Origin of the sequence: Streptomyces sp. NPDC058637, from assembly GCF_042717325.1 — a bacterium.
Lineage (GTDB): Bacteria > Actinomycetota > Actinomycetes > Streptomycetales > Streptomycetaceae > Streptomyces.
In genome coordinates this window covers 74484-89221 of the sequence record NZ_JBHXRD010000025.1, presented here as the reverse complement: position 1 = coordinate 89221, position 14738 = coordinate 74484, and the positions used below count along the sequence as shown (strand labels likewise).

Annotated in this window: 15 protein-coding genes and 1 pseudogene; 13 read left to right on the top strand and 3 right to left on the bottom strand. The window is 70.9% G+C overall.

From position 1 onward, the window contains the following. Positions 1–132 precede the first annotated feature (132 nt). The 9 genes from ACFWVP_RS24415 (at position 133) to ACFWVP_RS24375 (ending at position 9931) form a co-directional block, all read left to right on the top strand. Positions 133–924 (top strand): enhanced serine sensitivity protein SseB C-terminal domain-containing protein, encoded by a 792-nt coding sequence (locus ACFWVP_RS24415; protein ID WP_384499678.1) that lies wholly within the window; start codon positions 133–135, stop codon positions 922–924. A 187-nt stretch (positions 925–1111) separates the two neighbouring features. Beyond that, entirely contained in the window at positions 1112–2779 is a 1668-nt protein-coding gene (locus ACFWVP_RS24410; RefSeq protein ID WP_384499677.1) for an ABC transporter substrate-binding protein, read from the top strand. Between the two features lie 85 nt (positions 2780–2864). Continuing rightward, a complete protein-coding gene (locus ACFWVP_RS24405; RefSeq protein WP_384499676.1) occupies positions 2865–3869 on the top strand; it encodes an ABC transporter permease in 1005 nt (334 codons plus the stop codon). A 1-nt stretch (position 3870) separates the two neighbouring features. After that, positions 3871–4833 carry an ABC transporter permease gene (locus ACFWVP_RS24400; RefSeq protein WP_384499675.1) on the top strand — a complete coding sequence of 321 codons (963 nt, stop codon included), beginning with the start codon at positions 3871–3873 and terminating at the stop codon, positions 4831–4833. Positions 4834–4839: 6 nt separating this feature from the next. Beyond that, the gene (locus ACFWVP_RS24395; protein ID WP_384499673.1) at positions 4840–5832 is read left to right on the top strand and encodes an ABC transporter ATP-binding protein; all 993 of its coding nucleotides are present in this window, start codon (positions 4840–4842) and stop codon (positions 5830–5832) included. Then, positions 5829–7226 (top strand): ABC transporter ATP-binding protein, encoded by a 1398-nt coding sequence (locus ACFWVP_RS24390; protein WP_384499671.1) that lies wholly within the window; start codon positions 5829–5831, stop codon positions 7224–7226. Before ACFWVP_RS24395 ends, ACFWVP_RS24390 begins: the two co-directional genes overlap by 4 nt. Positions 7227–7272: 46 nt before the next feature. Then, positions 7273–7944 carry a trimeric intracellular cation channel family protein gene (locus ACFWVP_RS24385; protein ID WP_384499670.1) on the top strand — a complete coding sequence of 224 codons (672 nt, stop codon included), beginning with the start codon at positions 7273–7275 and terminating at the stop codon, positions 7942–7944. Positions 7945–7995: 51 nt separating this feature from the next. Then, complete coding sequence (locus ACFWVP_RS24380) at positions 7996–8862, top strand: thioesterase family protein (protein ID WP_384499669.1); 867 nt, start codon at positions 7996–7998, stop codon at positions 8860–8862. A gap of 103 nt (positions 8863–8965) precedes the next feature. Continuing rightward, a complete protein-coding gene (locus tag ACFWVP_RS24375) occupies positions 8966–9931 on the top strand; it encodes a helix-turn-helix transcriptional regulator (RefSeq protein WP_384499668.1) in 966 nt (321 codons plus the stop codon). Between the two features lie 16 nt (positions 9932–9947). Here ACFWVP_RS24375 and ACFWVP_RS24370 read toward each other — a convergent pair. Both ACFWVP_RS24370 and ACFWVP_RS24365 read right to left on the bottom strand, forming a co-directional pair. Continuing rightward, positions 9948–10058 (bottom strand): annotated as a pseudogene (locus ACFWVP_RS24370) (TetR/AcrR family transcriptional regulator); the annotation flags it as partial. Positions 10059–10167: 109 nt separating this feature from the next. Further along, positions 10168–10803, bottom strand: coding sequence for a TetR family transcriptional regulator (locus tag ACFWVP_RS24365; RefSeq protein WP_384499666.1), 636 nt, complete (start codon positions 10801–10803; stop codon positions 10168–10170). Positions 10804–10908: 105 nt separating this feature from the next. On the opposite strand from ACFWVP_RS24365, the gene ACFWVP_RS24360 reads away from it, so the two are divergent. The 3 genes from ACFWVP_RS24360 (at position 10909) to ACFWVP_RS24350 (ending at position 12743) form a co-directional block, all read left to right on the top strand. Next, the gene (locus ACFWVP_RS24360) at positions 10909–11064 is read left to right on the top strand and encodes a hypothetical protein (RefSeq protein ID WP_384066377.1); all 156 of its coding nucleotides are present in this window, start codon (positions 10909–10911) and stop codon (positions 11062–11064) included. A 48-nt stretch (positions 11065–11112) separates the two neighbouring features. Continuing rightward, positions 11113–11430 (top strand): DUF4190 domain-containing protein, encoded by a 318-nt coding sequence (locus tag ACFWVP_RS24355; RefSeq protein WP_384499664.1) that lies wholly within the window; start codon positions 11113–11115, stop codon positions 11428–11430. A 143-nt stretch (positions 11431–11573) separates the two neighbouring features. Next, positions 11574–12743, top strand: coding sequence for a cysteine desulfurase family protein (locus ACFWVP_RS24350; RefSeq protein ID WP_384499663.1), 1170 nt, complete (start codon positions 11574–11576; stop codon positions 12741–12743). A 101-nt stretch (positions 12744–12844) separates the two neighbouring features. Here the strand turns inward: ACFWVP_RS24350 and ACFWVP_RS24345 are convergent, their stop codons facing one another. Beyond that, positions 12845–13513 (bottom strand): N-acetylmuramoyl-L-alanine amidase, encoded by a 669-nt coding sequence (locus tag ACFWVP_RS24345; RefSeq protein ID WP_384499662.1) that lies wholly within the window; start codon positions 13511–13513, stop codon positions 12845–12847. A gap of 61 nt (positions 13514–13574) precedes the next feature. Here ACFWVP_RS24345 and mnmA point away from each other — a divergent pair, with 61 nt between their 5' ends. Beyond that, entirely contained in the window at positions 13575–14708 is a 1134-nt protein-coding gene (gene mnmA / locus ACFWVP_RS24340) for a tRNA 2-thiouridine(34) synthase MnmA (RefSeq protein WP_384499660.1), read from the top strand. Positions 14709–14738 lie beyond the last annotated feature (30 nt).

The window sequence follows — 14738 nt, the reverse complement described above, 5'->3', positions numbered from 1 at the left end:
CCCGTGACGTCGAGCCGGTGTCAGGGACGGCACATAAGCTGGTTTGATGGCGAGGTCGCCCCGTGTGCCCGGGCGCGGCGGAACGACACCGCGAGACAGCGGACAGCGGATCGATGAGGGGCGGGACCCAGGGTGAGTGCGTCAGGCACCGCGGCGGCCGGAGAGGTCGAGCACATGCTGCGGCAGGTGACCCCCGGACGCCTCGACGCGTACGAGGCGCTGCTGCGGGCGCTGTCCGAGGGCCGGATCTGGATGCTGCTCTGGCACGGCACGGCGGGCTCGCCCGACGCCCAGTACGGCAACATGGAGGTCGAAGGCCTCGGCTACGCCCCCTGTGTGACCTCCGCCCAGGAGCTCTCGGCCAGCGGCTGGAACAGGGCCCACGAGCTGATCACCGGCCGCGACATCGCGCGCGCCCTCTTCCCCGACCGCTGGGGCATCTGGCTCAACCCGCACGCCCCCGGCGGCGGCCTCGGCATCCCCTGGCTCGACCTGCGCCGCATCGCGACGGGCCTCGACCGGATGCCGGCCGGCCCGCTGCGGCTGACGGAACCCGCCATCGAGATCCCGCAGTTCTACGCCCTCCTGTCGCACAACGCCCACCGCACCCCGGCCGTCCGCGCACTGCGCCGCGCCTGGGTACAGCCCGCGCTCGGCGCCCCGTACCTCGCGATCGGACTCGACCTCTACGACACGGGCCGGCCCTCCGTCGACTCGGTCCGCGCGATGATGCGGCAGTCGATCGGCGTCGTTCCCGACGGGCTGCCGGTCTCCACCGTCTCGATGTCCGACGAATACGATCCGGTCGCGATGTGGCTGCGCGCGAACTCCCGACCGTTCTACGACCGCGAGGCGCACGCCCAGGCGGGCCCGCCGCCCGCCGCCGCTCCCGGGTACGGCTACCCGCCGTCACAGCTCCACTGAACTGGTCCTGATTTCGAACCGGTTAACAAGCGCGGGCAGGATGTCCCGTATCTGTCCGCTTTGTTGAGTGTCCGGGTCTCAGGTAGGTATCACCGCTATGCGGACTGTTCTCCGCACTGCTTCGCGAATGTAGTGTTCGGGCCAATCAATGCCTCTCCACACACTGCTGACCTGGGGTGGACCCACCATGCGAATAAACAAGTCCCGAACCGTTCGGGCGATCACGGCGGCCGTGGCCGTCGGTCTGATCGCCACGGGCTGCTCCAGTGAGCGGGACAACGATGCCAAGGACGGAGCGAAGGACACCTTCGTCTTCGCCGGTGCGGGCGACCCCGGGTCCCTCGACCCCGCGCTCGCCAGCGACGGTGAGACCTTCCGGGTCACGCGTCAGGCGTTCGAAGCCCTCCTCGAGCACGAGTCCGGCGGCAGCAAGCTCGTCGGCGGACTGGCCGAGACGTGGGAGAGCAACGCCGCCGGCACGGTGTGGACGTTCAACCTGCGCAAGGACGTGAAGTTCCACGACGGCGAGACGTTCGACGCCGACGCGGTCTGCGCGAACTACGACCACTGGTTCAACTGGGCGGGCACGTACCAGTCCAGCGCGGTCTCGTACTACTGGCAGTCCATCATGGGCGGCTTCGCGAAGAACGAGGACGCCGAGGCGCCCGCGGCGAACTACAAGTCCTGCACCGCGAAGGACGCCAACACGGCGGTCATCGAGGTCAACGAGCCCTCGGCGAACCTGCCCGGCGGCTTCTCGCTGCAGGCCCTGGCGATCCACTCGCCGAAGGCCCTCAAGGAGTACGAGAAGCAGGACGCGACCGCCAAGGGCGACGCGATCACGTACCCCAAGTACAGCCAGGAGGCCGGCACGGTCGCCGGCACCGGCCCGTACAAGATCACCAAGTGGAACAAGAGCAACAAGGAAGTCAGCCTCGAGCGCTTCGACGGCTACTGGGGCGACAAGGCCAAGGTGAAGAACCTGGTCTTCCGCACGATCGACACCGAGGAGGGCCGCCGCCAGGCGCTCCAGGCCGGTGACATCGACGGATACGACCTGGTCGCACCCGCCGACATCAAGACGCTGGAGGGCGAGGGCTACGAGGTCCCGACCCGTGACGTCTTCAACCTCTTCTACGTGGGCATGACCCAGTCGAAGAACAAGGCGCTGCAGAAGCCCGAGGTCCGCCAGGCCATCGCGCACGCCATCGACCGCGAGAACATCGTCAAGACCCAGCTGCCCGAGGGCGGCAAGGTCGCCACGCAGTTCATGCCCGACACGGTCGCCGGCTACTCGGACAAGGTGAAGGAGTTCGCCTTCGACACCGCCAAGGCGAAGCAGCTCCTCAAGGGCGCCGGCGAGAGCAAGCTCTCCGTCGAGTTCTGCTACCCGACCGAGGTCACCCGCCCCTACATGCCTGCCCCGCAGGACATGTTCGAGCTGATGAAGGCCGACCTCGAGAAGGCCGGCATCACGGTCGTCCCGAAGGCCATGAAGTGGGCCCCGGACTACCTGGACGCCACCGAGGCCGGCTCCTGCGCCCTGCACATGCTGGGCTGGACCGGTGACTTCAACGACGGCTACAACTTCATCGGCACCTGGTTCGCCGGCGCCGACAAGCAGTGGGGCTTCAAGGACGCCAAGGTCTTCGACTCGGTGAACGCCGCGTCGAAGGAGACCGACCCGGCCGCCCGCGTCGAGGCCTACAAGAAGGCCAACGAGACCATCATGGAGTACCTGCCGGGTCTCCCGATCTCGTCGTCGCCGCCCGCCATCGCGTTCGCCAAGAACGTCAACCCGCCGAAGGTCTCCCCGCTGACGCAGGAGAACTTCGCCGAGGTCTCCTTCAAGTAACCGCACATCAGTGGGTTCGCCCGGCCACAGCTTCCCGGTGGCCGGGCGGGCCCACTTTTCGACACGTAAGAAAGGGGCACGCGGGGTGCTGCGACTCGTCGTACGAAGACTGCTACAGCTCATACCCACCCTGCTCGGCCTGTCGGTTCTCCTCTTCCTGTGGCTGAACCGACTGCCCGGCGGACCCGCCTCAGCGATCCTGGGCGAGCGGGCGACCGAAGCCGAAGTGACGCGCATCAACCGGGCGTTGGGACTCGACGAGCCGGTCTACGTCCAGTACTGGCGCTTCCTCAAGCGCATCTTCGAACTGGACCTCGGCACCTCCACCCAGACCGGTCAGCCGGTGTGGGACGAATTCGTCCTGCGCTTCCCGGCCACCGTGGAACTCAGCGTCGCGGCGATCGTCATCGCGATCCTGGTCGGCATCCCACTCGGCTACCTCGCCGCCCGCCACCGCGGCGGCTGGCTCGACGTGGCCTCGGTGTCCGGATCGCTGATCGGCATCTGCATCCCCGTGTTCTTCCTCGCGCTGATGCTCAAGGGCATCTTCGCGGTCGAACTGGGCATCTTCCCGAGCTACGGCCGGCTCTCCACCGGTCTCGACGCCACCGACATCACCGGTTTCGCCACCCTGGACGGCCTGCTGACCGGTGAGCTCGACGCGACCTGGGACGCGATCATGCACCTCGTGCTGCCCGCGATCGCCCTCGCGTCCATCCCGCTCGCCGTGATCGTGCGGATGACCAGGGCCAGCGTCCTGGAGGTCCTCGGCGAGGACTACATCCGCACCGCCGAGTCCAAGGGCCTGGAGAAGCGCGTCGTACGCGGCCGGCACGTGCTCCGCAACGCGCTGCTCCCCGTGGTCACCGCGGTCGGCCTGCTGACCGGAAGCCTGCTCTCCGGTGCGGTGCTCACGGAGTCGGTCTTCTCGTTCGGAGGGATCGGCTCCTTCATCCGTACCTCGATCGACGCCCGCGACTACCCGGTCCTGGTCGGGTTCATCCTCTTCATCGCGATGGTGTACGTCCTCATCAACCTGCTGGTCGACGTCGCCTACAGCATCATCGACCCGAGAGTGCGGGTGCACTGACGTGACTGCATCGACCAAGAGGGCCGACAAGATCGACCGGCTCGCCGAGCTGACCCAGCAGACCGAGTCGACCTCCGGCGCGAGCCTGTGGCGCGAGGCGCTGCGGCGGCTGCGGAGCAGCAAGATGGCCATCATCGGCGCGGTCGTCATCGGCCTGTTCGTGGTGATGGCGATCGTGGGACCGTGGATCGCCCCGTACAGCCCCACCGCCCAGACCTGGCGCGGTGAAGTCTTCACCAACCAGGGCAAGTTCGTCGGCATGCGCGGCGAGAACTGGTTCGGCCTCGACCACCTGGGCCGTGACCTCTTCTCCCGCATGCTCGTCGGGGCACGCCAGACCCTGCTCGTGGGTGTGGTCTCCATGCTCATCGGCCTGGTCATCGGCGCCGCCGTCGGCGTCCTGTCCGGTGCCGCCGCGACGCTCGGCGGCAGGACCGGTCAGCGGATCGACACCGTGATCATGCGCATCACCGACCTCATGCTGTCGCTGCCCTCGCTGCTGCTCGCGGTCTCCGTCGCGGCGGTCATGGGCCAGTCCCTGACCACCGTGATGATCGCCGTCGGTGTCGTCCAGATCCCCGTCTTCGCCCGTCTGCTGCGTGGCTCGATGCTCGCCCAGGGCGGCGCGGACTACGTCCTGGCGGCCAAGGCGCTCGGCATCCGGAAGAAGCGGATCGTCCTCACGCAGATCCTGCCCAACTCGCTGAGCCCGGTGATCGTCCAGGCGACGCTCAGCCTCGCCACCGCGATCATCGAAGCCGCGGCCCTGTCCTACCTCGGCCTCGGAAACCCGGACCCGGCGATCCCGGAGTGGGGCGTCATGCTCTCCCAGGCGCAGCGGTTCTTCGACAACGAGCCGATGATGGCCGCCTACCCGGCCGTCGGGATCATCATCACCGCACTGGGCTTCACCCTGCTCGGCGAGGCCATGCGCGAAGCCCTCGACCCGAAGCTGCGAGGCTGATCTCCCATGGCACTGCTCAATGTTGACCAGCTCAGCGTCACCTTCGGCGGACGCGGCCGCAAGGACTCCGTCGCGGTCGACGGCGTCTCCTTCACCGTCGACCAGGGCCAGGTCGTCGGCCTGGTCGGCGAATCCGGCTGCGGCAAGTCCGTGACCTCGCTCGCCCTGATGGGCCTGCTGCCCGACAAGGGCGTGAAGGTCGGCGGACGCGTCGAGTTCGACGGCCAGGACCTGCTGACCATCAGCCGGCGCAAGCTCCGCGACATGCGCGGCAGCCAGCTGGCGATGATCTTCCAGGACCCGCTGTCCTCCCTGAACCCGGTGATCCCCATCGGCATCCAGGTGACCGAGATCCTCCAGCGCCACCGAGGCCTGAAGGGGGAGGCCGCCCGCAAGGAGGCCGCCCACCTGCTGGACCGGGTCGGCATCCCCGACCCGCGCCGGCGGCTGAAGGAGTACCCGCACCAGCTGTCCGGCGGTATGCGGCAGCGTGCGCTCATCGCCATGGCGGTGGCCTGCGCGCCCCGGCTGCTCATCGCCGACGAGCCGACCACCGCGCTCGACGTGACCATCCAGGCCCAGATCCTGGAGCTCCTCAAGGAACTGGTCGACCAGGAGGGCACCGCCCTGCTGATGATCACCCACGACCTCGGGGTCGTCGCGGGCATCTGCGACGAGGTCAACGTGCTGTACGCGGGACGGGCGGTGGAGTCCGCGGGCCGGCGTGAGCTGTTCGCCGCGCCCACGCACCCGTACGCGCACGGACTCCTCGGGTCCATCCCGCGGCTGGACGCACCGCGCGGAGAACCGCTCCACCCGATCCGCGGGTCGATCAACGACAAGATCGCCTGGGCCGACGGCTGCGCCTTCGCGCCCCGCTGCGACTTCTACACGATGGAGTGCCTCACGGGCACTCCCGAACTGACCGAACCACGCACGGCCGGACACCAGGTGCGCTGTGTCAACCCGGTCCTGCCCAAGGCGGAGGTTTCGGCATGAGCCTGCTCGAACTCGACGATGTGAAGGTCCACTTCCCCGTCAAGAAGGGTGTCTTCTTCGACCGTACGGTCGGACACGTGTACGCCGTGGACGGCATCTCGCTGAGCGTCGAGGCCGGACAGACGTACGGGCTCGTGGGCGAGTCGGGCTGTGGCAAGACGACGCTGGGCCGGGCCGTGCTCCGGCTCGTGGACATCACCTCCGGTGAGGTCGTCTTCGACGGCACCGACCTGGCCAAGCTGCCGGACGAGGAGATGCGCAAGTTCCGCCGCCGGCTGCAGATGGTCTTCCAGGACCCGCTCGGCAGCCTCAACCCGCGGCAGAACATCGAGTCGATCCTCTCCGAGGGCATGGCGGCCCACGGGATCGGGACCGACCGGGCGGACCGCCGGGAGAAGATCAAGGCGATCCTCGCCAAGGTCGGCCTGCCCGCGAACTCGCTGTCCCGCTACCCGCACGAGTTCTCCGGCGGACAGCGCCAGCGCATCGGCATCGCCCGCGCCCTGGTGCTCGAACCGGACGTGATCATCTGCGACGAGCCGGTGTCGGCGCTCGACGTGTCGATCCAGGCGCAGGTCATCAACCTGCTGGAGGAGCTGCAGGAGTCCCTCGGGCTCACGTACCTCGTCATCGCCCACGACCTCGCCGTCGTCCGGCACATCTCCGACGTCATCGGGGTCATGTACCTGGGCTCCCTGGTGGAGGAGGCGCCGAGCGACGCGCTGTACGCCGGGCCGAAGCACCCCTACACCCGGGCGCTCATGTCCGCCGTGCCGGTGCCCGACCCGGAGGTCGAGGACCGGCGGGAGCGGATCCTGCTCCAGGGCGACCTGCCCTCGCCGGCCAACCCGCCGGCGGGCTGCCGGTTCCACACCCGCTGCCCGTGGGTGCAGGACAGGTGCGCACTCGAACGCCCGGTCCTGACGGACCTGGGTGACGGGCACAAGGTGGCCTGCCACTTCGCGGCCGAGATCGAGGACGGGACGATCGGCCTGACCCGCCCCACAGGCATCGAGGCGGTCGTGGGGACGGAGAAGGCGGCGGAGGCCGGGCCCGTGGACGCGGCCGCGCACGCGGATGCCGTGGCTGCGGAGCCGGGCGGGCCGGTCGCGCCCGCCAAGGAGCCGGTCGCGCCGGTAGGGGAGCCGGTCGGCGAGAAGGTGCCCGTCGCGGAGATACCCGCTGCGAAGGTGCCCGCGCAGAAGACGTCCGCCGAGGAGCCGGTGGCCGAGGCCGCTGTCGCCGGGGAGGCTGTCGCGCCCGAGGGCGACACCGCAGGGGCGGCCGACGCTCCGGACGAGGCGGCGGACGGGTCCGCGACCGCGGACAAGGCTCCGGACAAGGCGACGGACCGGGCCGGGCCCGGTGCCGAAGGGAAGACCGGTTCCGCCTGACGGTTGCCGGCGACATCGTGGGCACCGGACGTTGTAGAACTGTCCGGTGCTCAACGAACTCTTCACTCCCTCCGTCCAGCATGCGCTCGACATCATCGGGATCTTCGTCTTCGCGATCTCGGGCGCCCTGCTCGCCGTACGCAAGAACTTCGATGTCTTCGGCATCGCGGTCCTCGCCGAGGTGACAGCGCTGGGCGGAGGGATCTTCCGTGATGTGATCATCGGCGCGCTGCCCCCGGCGGCCTTCACGGATCTCGGCTACTTCCTGACCCCGCTGCTCGCCGCGGGGCTGGTGTTCTTCCTGCACCCGCACGTCGAGCGGATCCAGGTCGGCGTCAACGTCTTCGACGCGGCCGGACTGGGGCTCTTCTGCGTCGCCGGCACGGTCAAGGCGTACGACTACGGGCTGGGCCTCACCGCGTCCGCCGCTCTGGGCCTGGCCACCGCGGTCGGTGGCGGTGTGCTCCGCGACGTACTGGCCAACGAGGTGCCCTCACTGCTGCGCTGGGACCGCGACCTGTACGCGGTCCCGGCGATCGTGGGGGCCGTCATGGTCGTGCTCTGCATCCGCTTCGACGTCCTCAACGCCTATACGAGTGGCGCGGCGGCGATCACCGCGTTCACGCTGCGGCTGCTGGCCATGCGCTTCCACTGGCGGGCCCCGCGCGCCTACAACCGCCGTTCGGCCACGGCCGAGGAATCCCAGGCCGTCATCTGACCGCAACATAAAGCTACCGCTCAGTAATGTGATCGGTGTACGGTGCGTCCCATGGCACAGGCAGCAGCGCAGGCGCAGCGCACCACGCGGGCGACCATCGGCGACAGCGAGTTCGACCGGGACACCGCCGTCACCCTCCGCGAAGAGGGTGTCTACGACGCGGAGCTCTCCGCGGGCTGGACGATCATCCACGCGGTCAACGGCGGCTACCTGCTGGCCATGCTCGGCCGGGCGCTCGGTGAGGCGCTGCCGCACTCCGACCCCTTCTCGGTGTCCGCGCACTACCTGACGGCCTCCGTCCCCGGGCCCGCGGTGATCCGTACGCAGGTCGTGCGCACCGGCCGCACGCTCTCCACCGGAGAGGCCTCGCTCTTCCAGTTCGCGGGGGACGGCACCGAGGTCGAGCGCATCCGGGTGCTCGCCACCTACGGCGACCTGGACGGCCTCACCGACGACGTCCGTACGTCGGCCGAGCCGCCCGCCATCCCGCCGCGGGAGCACTGCCTCGGCCCCTCCGACGGTCCGGCGCCCATCCCCGGCAGCTCCGCCATCACCGAACGGCTCGACGTCAAGCTCGACCCGGCGACGATCGGCTGGGCCGTCGGCGCCCCGTCCGGCAGGGGAGAGATGCGCGGCTGGTTCGGACTCGCGGACGGCCGTGACGCGGACCCCCTCTCGCTGCTGCTCACCGTCGACGCGCTGCCGCCGACCTCCTTCGAGCTGGGGCTGAAGGGCTGGACGCCCACCATCGAGCTCACCACCCACATCCGCTGCCGTCCGGCCCCCGGCCCGTTGCGCGTCTCCATCACCACCCGTAACCTCGCGGGCGGATTCCTGGAGGAGGACGCGGACGTCTGGGACAGCGCCGGCCGTCTGGTGGCCCAGTCCCGCCAGCTGGCCCGCGCACCGCGCGGCTGACAGGCGAGGCGGCCCACCGTCCCGCTCCGGGGCAACGCTCCCAGCGTGACAGGGGCCACCGTGGACCGGTCACCGGTGGCCGCGCCCGCGTCATGATGGGGCCGTGAAGTCCGACCGGCTGCTCTCCGTCCTGCTGCTGCTCCAGACCCGGGGCCTGGTGCCCGCCGCCGAGCTCGCCGAGCGCCTCGAAGTCTCCGTACGCACCATCTACCGCGACGTCGAGGCCCTCTCGGCCGCCGGTGTCCCCGTGTACGCCGAGCGGGGGCGCAACGGCGGGATCGCGCTGCTTCCGGGCTTCCGTACCGATGTCACCGGGCTCACCACCGACGAGGCACGCGCCCTGTTCGTCCTCGCCACGCAGGGGGCCCACTCCGCCCTCGGCCTCGACGCCGCGCTCGGCTCCGCCCTGCGCAAGGTGATGGCCGCACTCCCCGCCCCGCACCGGCCCGCGGCAGAACAGACCAGCCGCCGCGTCCTCGTGGACCCGGTCCGCTGGATGAGCGGCCCGCGGACGCCGGTCGACGTGGCCGAACTCCACGAGGCCGTACTCGCGGACCGGCGGCTGCTGCTGAGCTACCGGCACAGCGGCACGGACACCCCACGCACCTACACCGTCGACGCCTACGGCCTCGTGGTGAAGGCGGGCGTCTGGTACCTGGTCGCCGACCTCGACGGCGCACCCCGGCTCTTCCGTGCCGACCGGGTGCGGGAGGCGTCCCTCACCGGGGAGCCCGTGGTGCGGAGGGAGGGGGTGGAGCTGTCCGACACCTGGGAGGTGCTGCGCAGGCAGGTGGAGGAGCGCCCCGGGGTCGTACGGCTGCGGGTGCGTGTGCACCGCTCCCGGCTGGACCTCTTCGTACGCCTCCACGCGGGCGCCCTCACGGGCCGGCCCGAGCCGCAGGGCGAGGAATCGTGGCTGCTGGCCGAGCTCGCCGTGCCGGAGGTGGCGTGGGCGCGGTCCCTGCTGTCCTTCGGCCCGAATCTCGAAGTGCTGGCGCCCCCGGAGGCACGCCGTCTGCTCGCCGAAGCGGCGGCCGCGGTCGTCGAGTTGTACGCGGGCGACGGCTGAGACGCCGGGGGCGCGCCTACGCGCCGACGGACCGCCAGATCCGGTCGGGCAGGATGCGCGCCGCCTCGTCGAGGTCGACGTCCTCGATGCCGGAGAGCCAGCGCCGGGCGACACCGACGACGGGGCCCCGCGGCCGATCCCCGCCGGCGCCCGTCCCACTCCGGCGGCGCCCGATCTGCCCCGGATCCGGTGCCCGGCTGCCCGTCCCCGTTCACGTCCGACGGCCTGCTCCGGGCTTATTCCCCATCCCCGCCCCCGTCCAGCCAGTGCGCCCTTCCCAGCGTGACCAGGCGCAGTCGGCGCCGTGCCACGCGGACGACCTCCCGCTCGCCCTCGGGCCCCGCGTCCAGCAGCGCCGATGCCGTGATCACCATGTGGTCGACGTACAGGCCGCCCAGCATCAGGAGATCCTCCCGGTCCCAGCCCGTCGATTCCGGCTCCGTGCCGAGCGCCGCCGCGACCTCTTCGGCGAACAGCCGGAGCTGGGCGGCGATGGCCTCGCGGACCGGGCCGACGCCGCCGTGCCGCTCGCGCGCGATGAAGCGGAAGTGGGCGGGCTGGGCCGCGACATGACGGGCGATCAGCTCGACGCCGCGGTCCAGCCGCTCCTCGCTGTCGCCGGTTTCGGCGAGGACCGCGCCGATCATGCCGTGCAGACTGCCGAGCGTCTCCTCGACGAGGGCCACGCCCAAGGACGCCGTGCCGTCGAAGTGGCGGTAGAAGGCGGTCGGGGCCACACCCACGGCCCGGGTGACCTCGCGCAGGCCCAGGCTGCTCAGGCTCTGGTGTTCCAGCAGCCGGAGCGCCTCGTCCAGCAGCGCCTGACGCGTCCTCCGCTTCTGGGCCTGCCGGATGCCGATGGTGTGACTCATGCCATTCAGTAAACAACCGTTCTCCGAGACTTGGTAGGGGTGAGCGGTCTAGACTCTCAGGTCAGTGAACAGTCGTACTCTCAATGGCTCGCAGAAAGGCCGCACATGTTCGTCCTCGTCGCCGCCCTGCTCCTGCTGGGGGTCGTTCTCGGGGCGGTCGCGCACCTTCCGCTCCCGCTGACCCTGGCCGCCGCTGCCGTGATCGGTCTCTGGCTGGCCGTGTTCGGCGTCCGCGAACGCCTCGCCCGCCGAACCCGCTGACCGCGGGACCCGTCTTCGTACCCCACCGGAACCGAAGGAGCCCGCACGATGACACCGGCCACGGCACTCACCCGCACCTCCCGCCGTACACCCGCTGTCCGTCACGCCCGCGGTGAGGCCGGGGCGGGGGCCCGCGAGGCCGACGGGCTGGCGGTCGCCTCGTTCGTCCTCGGCCTGCTCGGCCTCCTTGTGATGAATATCCTTCTCGGGCCCGCGGCCGTCGTCATGGCGTCGATCGCCCTCGCCCGCTCCACCGCCCGTCGCGGGCGCGCCCTGCTCGGCCTCACCCTCGGCATCGCCGACCTGGTCGTCCTGGGGGTCCTGGTCACCGCGAACGGCACCGTCTCCTGGAGCTTCGGGGGCTGACCGGGGCGGGGCCGAAGGTCCTCCGGTACCGGATCGGGCTCCGGGCCGGGGCGGGCCACGGGCCGCCGTGAGGCCCCTGTGCGAGCCGCGGCGCGATGCGCCCGCGATGCACTCCGCCCGGGGCTCGTAGAATCGGGTCCACCATGGCCTACCTCGACCACGCCGCGACCACGCCGATGCTTCCGGAGGCGATCGCGGCGATGACCGCGCATCTCGCCGTCACCGGCAACGCGTCCTCACTGCACGCCGCCGGGCGCCGTGCCCGCCGTACCGTCGAGGAGTCCAGAGAGACTCTCGCCGACGCCCTCGGCGCGCGCCCCAGCGAGGTGGTCCTGACCTCCGGCGGCACCGAGGCCGACAACCTCGCCGTGAAGGGCCTCTACTGGGCCCGGCGCGACGCCGACCCCCGGCGGACCCGGCTCCTCGCCAGCCCCGTCGAACACCACGCCGTGCTCGACGCCGTCGACTGGCTCGCCACGCACGAGGGCGCGACCGTCGAGTACCTCCCCGTCGACCGGTACGGACGGGTGCACCCCGAGGCGCTCCGCGAGGCGATCCTCCGCGACCCCGACGACATCGCGATGATCACGGTGATGTGGGCCAACAACGAGATCGGCACGATCATGCCGATACGTGAACTGGCCGAAGTGGCACGTGAGTTCGACATTCCGATGCATGCCGACGCGGTGCAGGCATTCGGCCAGCTGGAGGTCGACTTCGCCCGGTCGGGACTCGCCGCGATGACCGTCAGCGCGCACAAGATCGGCGGCCCGTTCGGCATCGGCGCGCTGCTGCTCGGCCGCGACCACGCTCCCGTGCCCGTGCTGCACGGGGGCGGGCAGGAGCGGCATGTGCGCTCCGGCACCCTGGACGTACCCGCCGTCGCCGCGTTCGCCGTCGCCGGACGGCTCGCCGCCGACGGGCGCGAGGACTTCGCCCGCGAGGTCGGCGCACTCCGCGACGGGCTGGCCGCAGCCGTGCTGCGCGCCGTCCCCGACGCCATCCTCGGCGGTGACCCGGCCCCCGGAGGCCGGCTGCCCGCCAACGCCCACTTCACCTTCCCCGGCTGCGAGGGCGACTCCCTCCTGTTGCTGCTCGACGCCCAGGGCATCGAGTGCTCCACCGGCTCGGCGTGCACGGCCGGCATCGCCCAGCCCAGTCACGTGCTCCTGGCCACCGGCACCGCCCCCGACCTGGCACGCGGCACTCTGCGCTTCTCCCTCGGACACACCTCCACGGAGAATGACGTGGCGGAGGTCGCCCGCGCGATCGCCCCCGCGGTCGACCGAGCCAGAACGGCCGGCCTCAGCTGACGCCCGCGCCTGGCGCCGGTCGATGGGAGGGAACGGACGGCGGAATCAGACATAACGCCCGTTTTTCGGTCCCCTCCCTCCCCCCGACCGGGGAGGGGGCGTCAGGTGCGGGCGGCGTCGATCAGGTTCATGTAGCGGGGCCAGTCCCAGTGGGGGCCCGGGTCCGTGTGGTCCGTGCCGGGGACCTCCACGTGGCCGATGATGTGGTCGCGGTCCACCGGTATGCCGTACCGCGCGCATATCGCGGCCGTCAGCCGCGCCGACGCCGCGTACATCTCCGGCGTGAAGTCCTGCGGGCGGTCCACGAAGCCCTCGTGCTCGATGCCGATGCTGCGCTCGTTGTACGAGCGGTTACCGGCGTGGTACGCCACGTCGAGCTCGCGGATCATCTGGGTGACCCGGCCGTTCTGCCCGACGATGTAGTGCGTCGCCGCCTGGTGCGCCGGGTCCTGGAAGACCTTGACCGCGCTGGCGAAGCTGCCCTGGGTGACATGGACGATCACCCGGTCCACGCCGTAGTCCTCGGGGCGGTCGGCCCGCCGCCAGTTCGCCTCGGAGGCCGCCACCCAGCGGGCGTCCGCGAAGTCCAGCTCACCCGGCGTGCGGGGCTTCTCCACGCCCGGTACCCGCCACCAGACGTGCCGGATCTCCTCCGCTGCCAGCGCCGCCGTGCCCACGGCCGCGGCGCCGCCGCCGATGAGCAGCGTGCGTCTGCTGATGCCGCGCGACGGACCGCTGCCGGATTCTCCGGCCTTCCCTCTGGTGCCCATGTGATCGTCAACGCTTATCCGCGCGCATTCGGTTCCCGGGGCCCCGTACTCTGGATGGGCTATGACTGAGATCTCCCAGCGCCCCCTCCGTGTGCTCGCCGCGATGTCGGGCGGAGTCGACTCCGCCGTCGCCGCGGCCCGTGCCGCCGAGGCAGGCCACGACGTGACCGGTGTACACCTCGCCCTCTCCGCGAACCCGCAGTCCTTCCGTACCGGAGCGCGGGGCTGTTGCACCATCGAGGACTCCCGGGACGCCCGCCGCGCGGCGGACGTCATCGGCATCCCGTTCTACGTCTGGGACCTCGCGGAACGCTTCCGTGAGGACGTCGTGGACGACTTCGTCGCGGAGTACGAGGCCGGGCGCACGCCCAACCCCTGCCTGCGCTGCAACGAGAAGATCAAGTTCGCCGCGCTGCTCGACAAGGCCCTGGCCCTCGGCTTCGACGCGGTCTGCACGGGCCACTACGCCACCGTCGTACTCAACGAGGACGGCACCCGGGAGATGCACCGCGCCTCGGACATGGCCAAGGACCAGAGCTACGTCCTCGGCGTCCTGGACGAGAGGCAGCTCGCCCACGCGATGTTCCCGCTCGGCGACACCCTCACCACCAAGGACGAGATCCGGGCCGAGGCCGAGCGGCGGGGCCTGGCGGTCGCCAAGAAGCCCGACAGCCACGACATCTGCTTCATCGTCGACGGCGACACCCAGGGCTTCCTCGCGGACCGTCTCGGCGGCCCCGCGGAGGGCGACATCGTCGACGAGTCCGGTACGAAGGTGGGCACCCACGAGGGCGCCTTCGGCTTCACCATCGGCCAGCGCAAGGGCCTGCGCATCGGCCACCCGGCGCCCGACGGCAAGCCGCGCTACGTCCTGGACATCTCCCCGGTGAGCAACACGGTGACGGTCGGACCGGTGGAGGCACTCGACGTCACCGCACTCACGGCCGTCAAGCCCCGCTGGTGCGGCACCGCCCCGACCGGCCCCGGCACGTACACCGCCCAGCTCCGTGCCCACGGCGGCGAGACCGAGGTGACGGCGGAGCTGGTCGACGGCACGCTGCACGTCTCGTTCACCGAGCCCGTAAGGGGTGTGGCCCCCGGCCAGGCCGTCGTGCTGTACGACGGCACGCGCGTCGTCGGATCGGCCACCATCGCCACGACGGTGCGCAAGGAGAAGGCGGCGGCCGCCGGCTGAACCCGGGGCCACCGGACCGGGTCGCTCCCC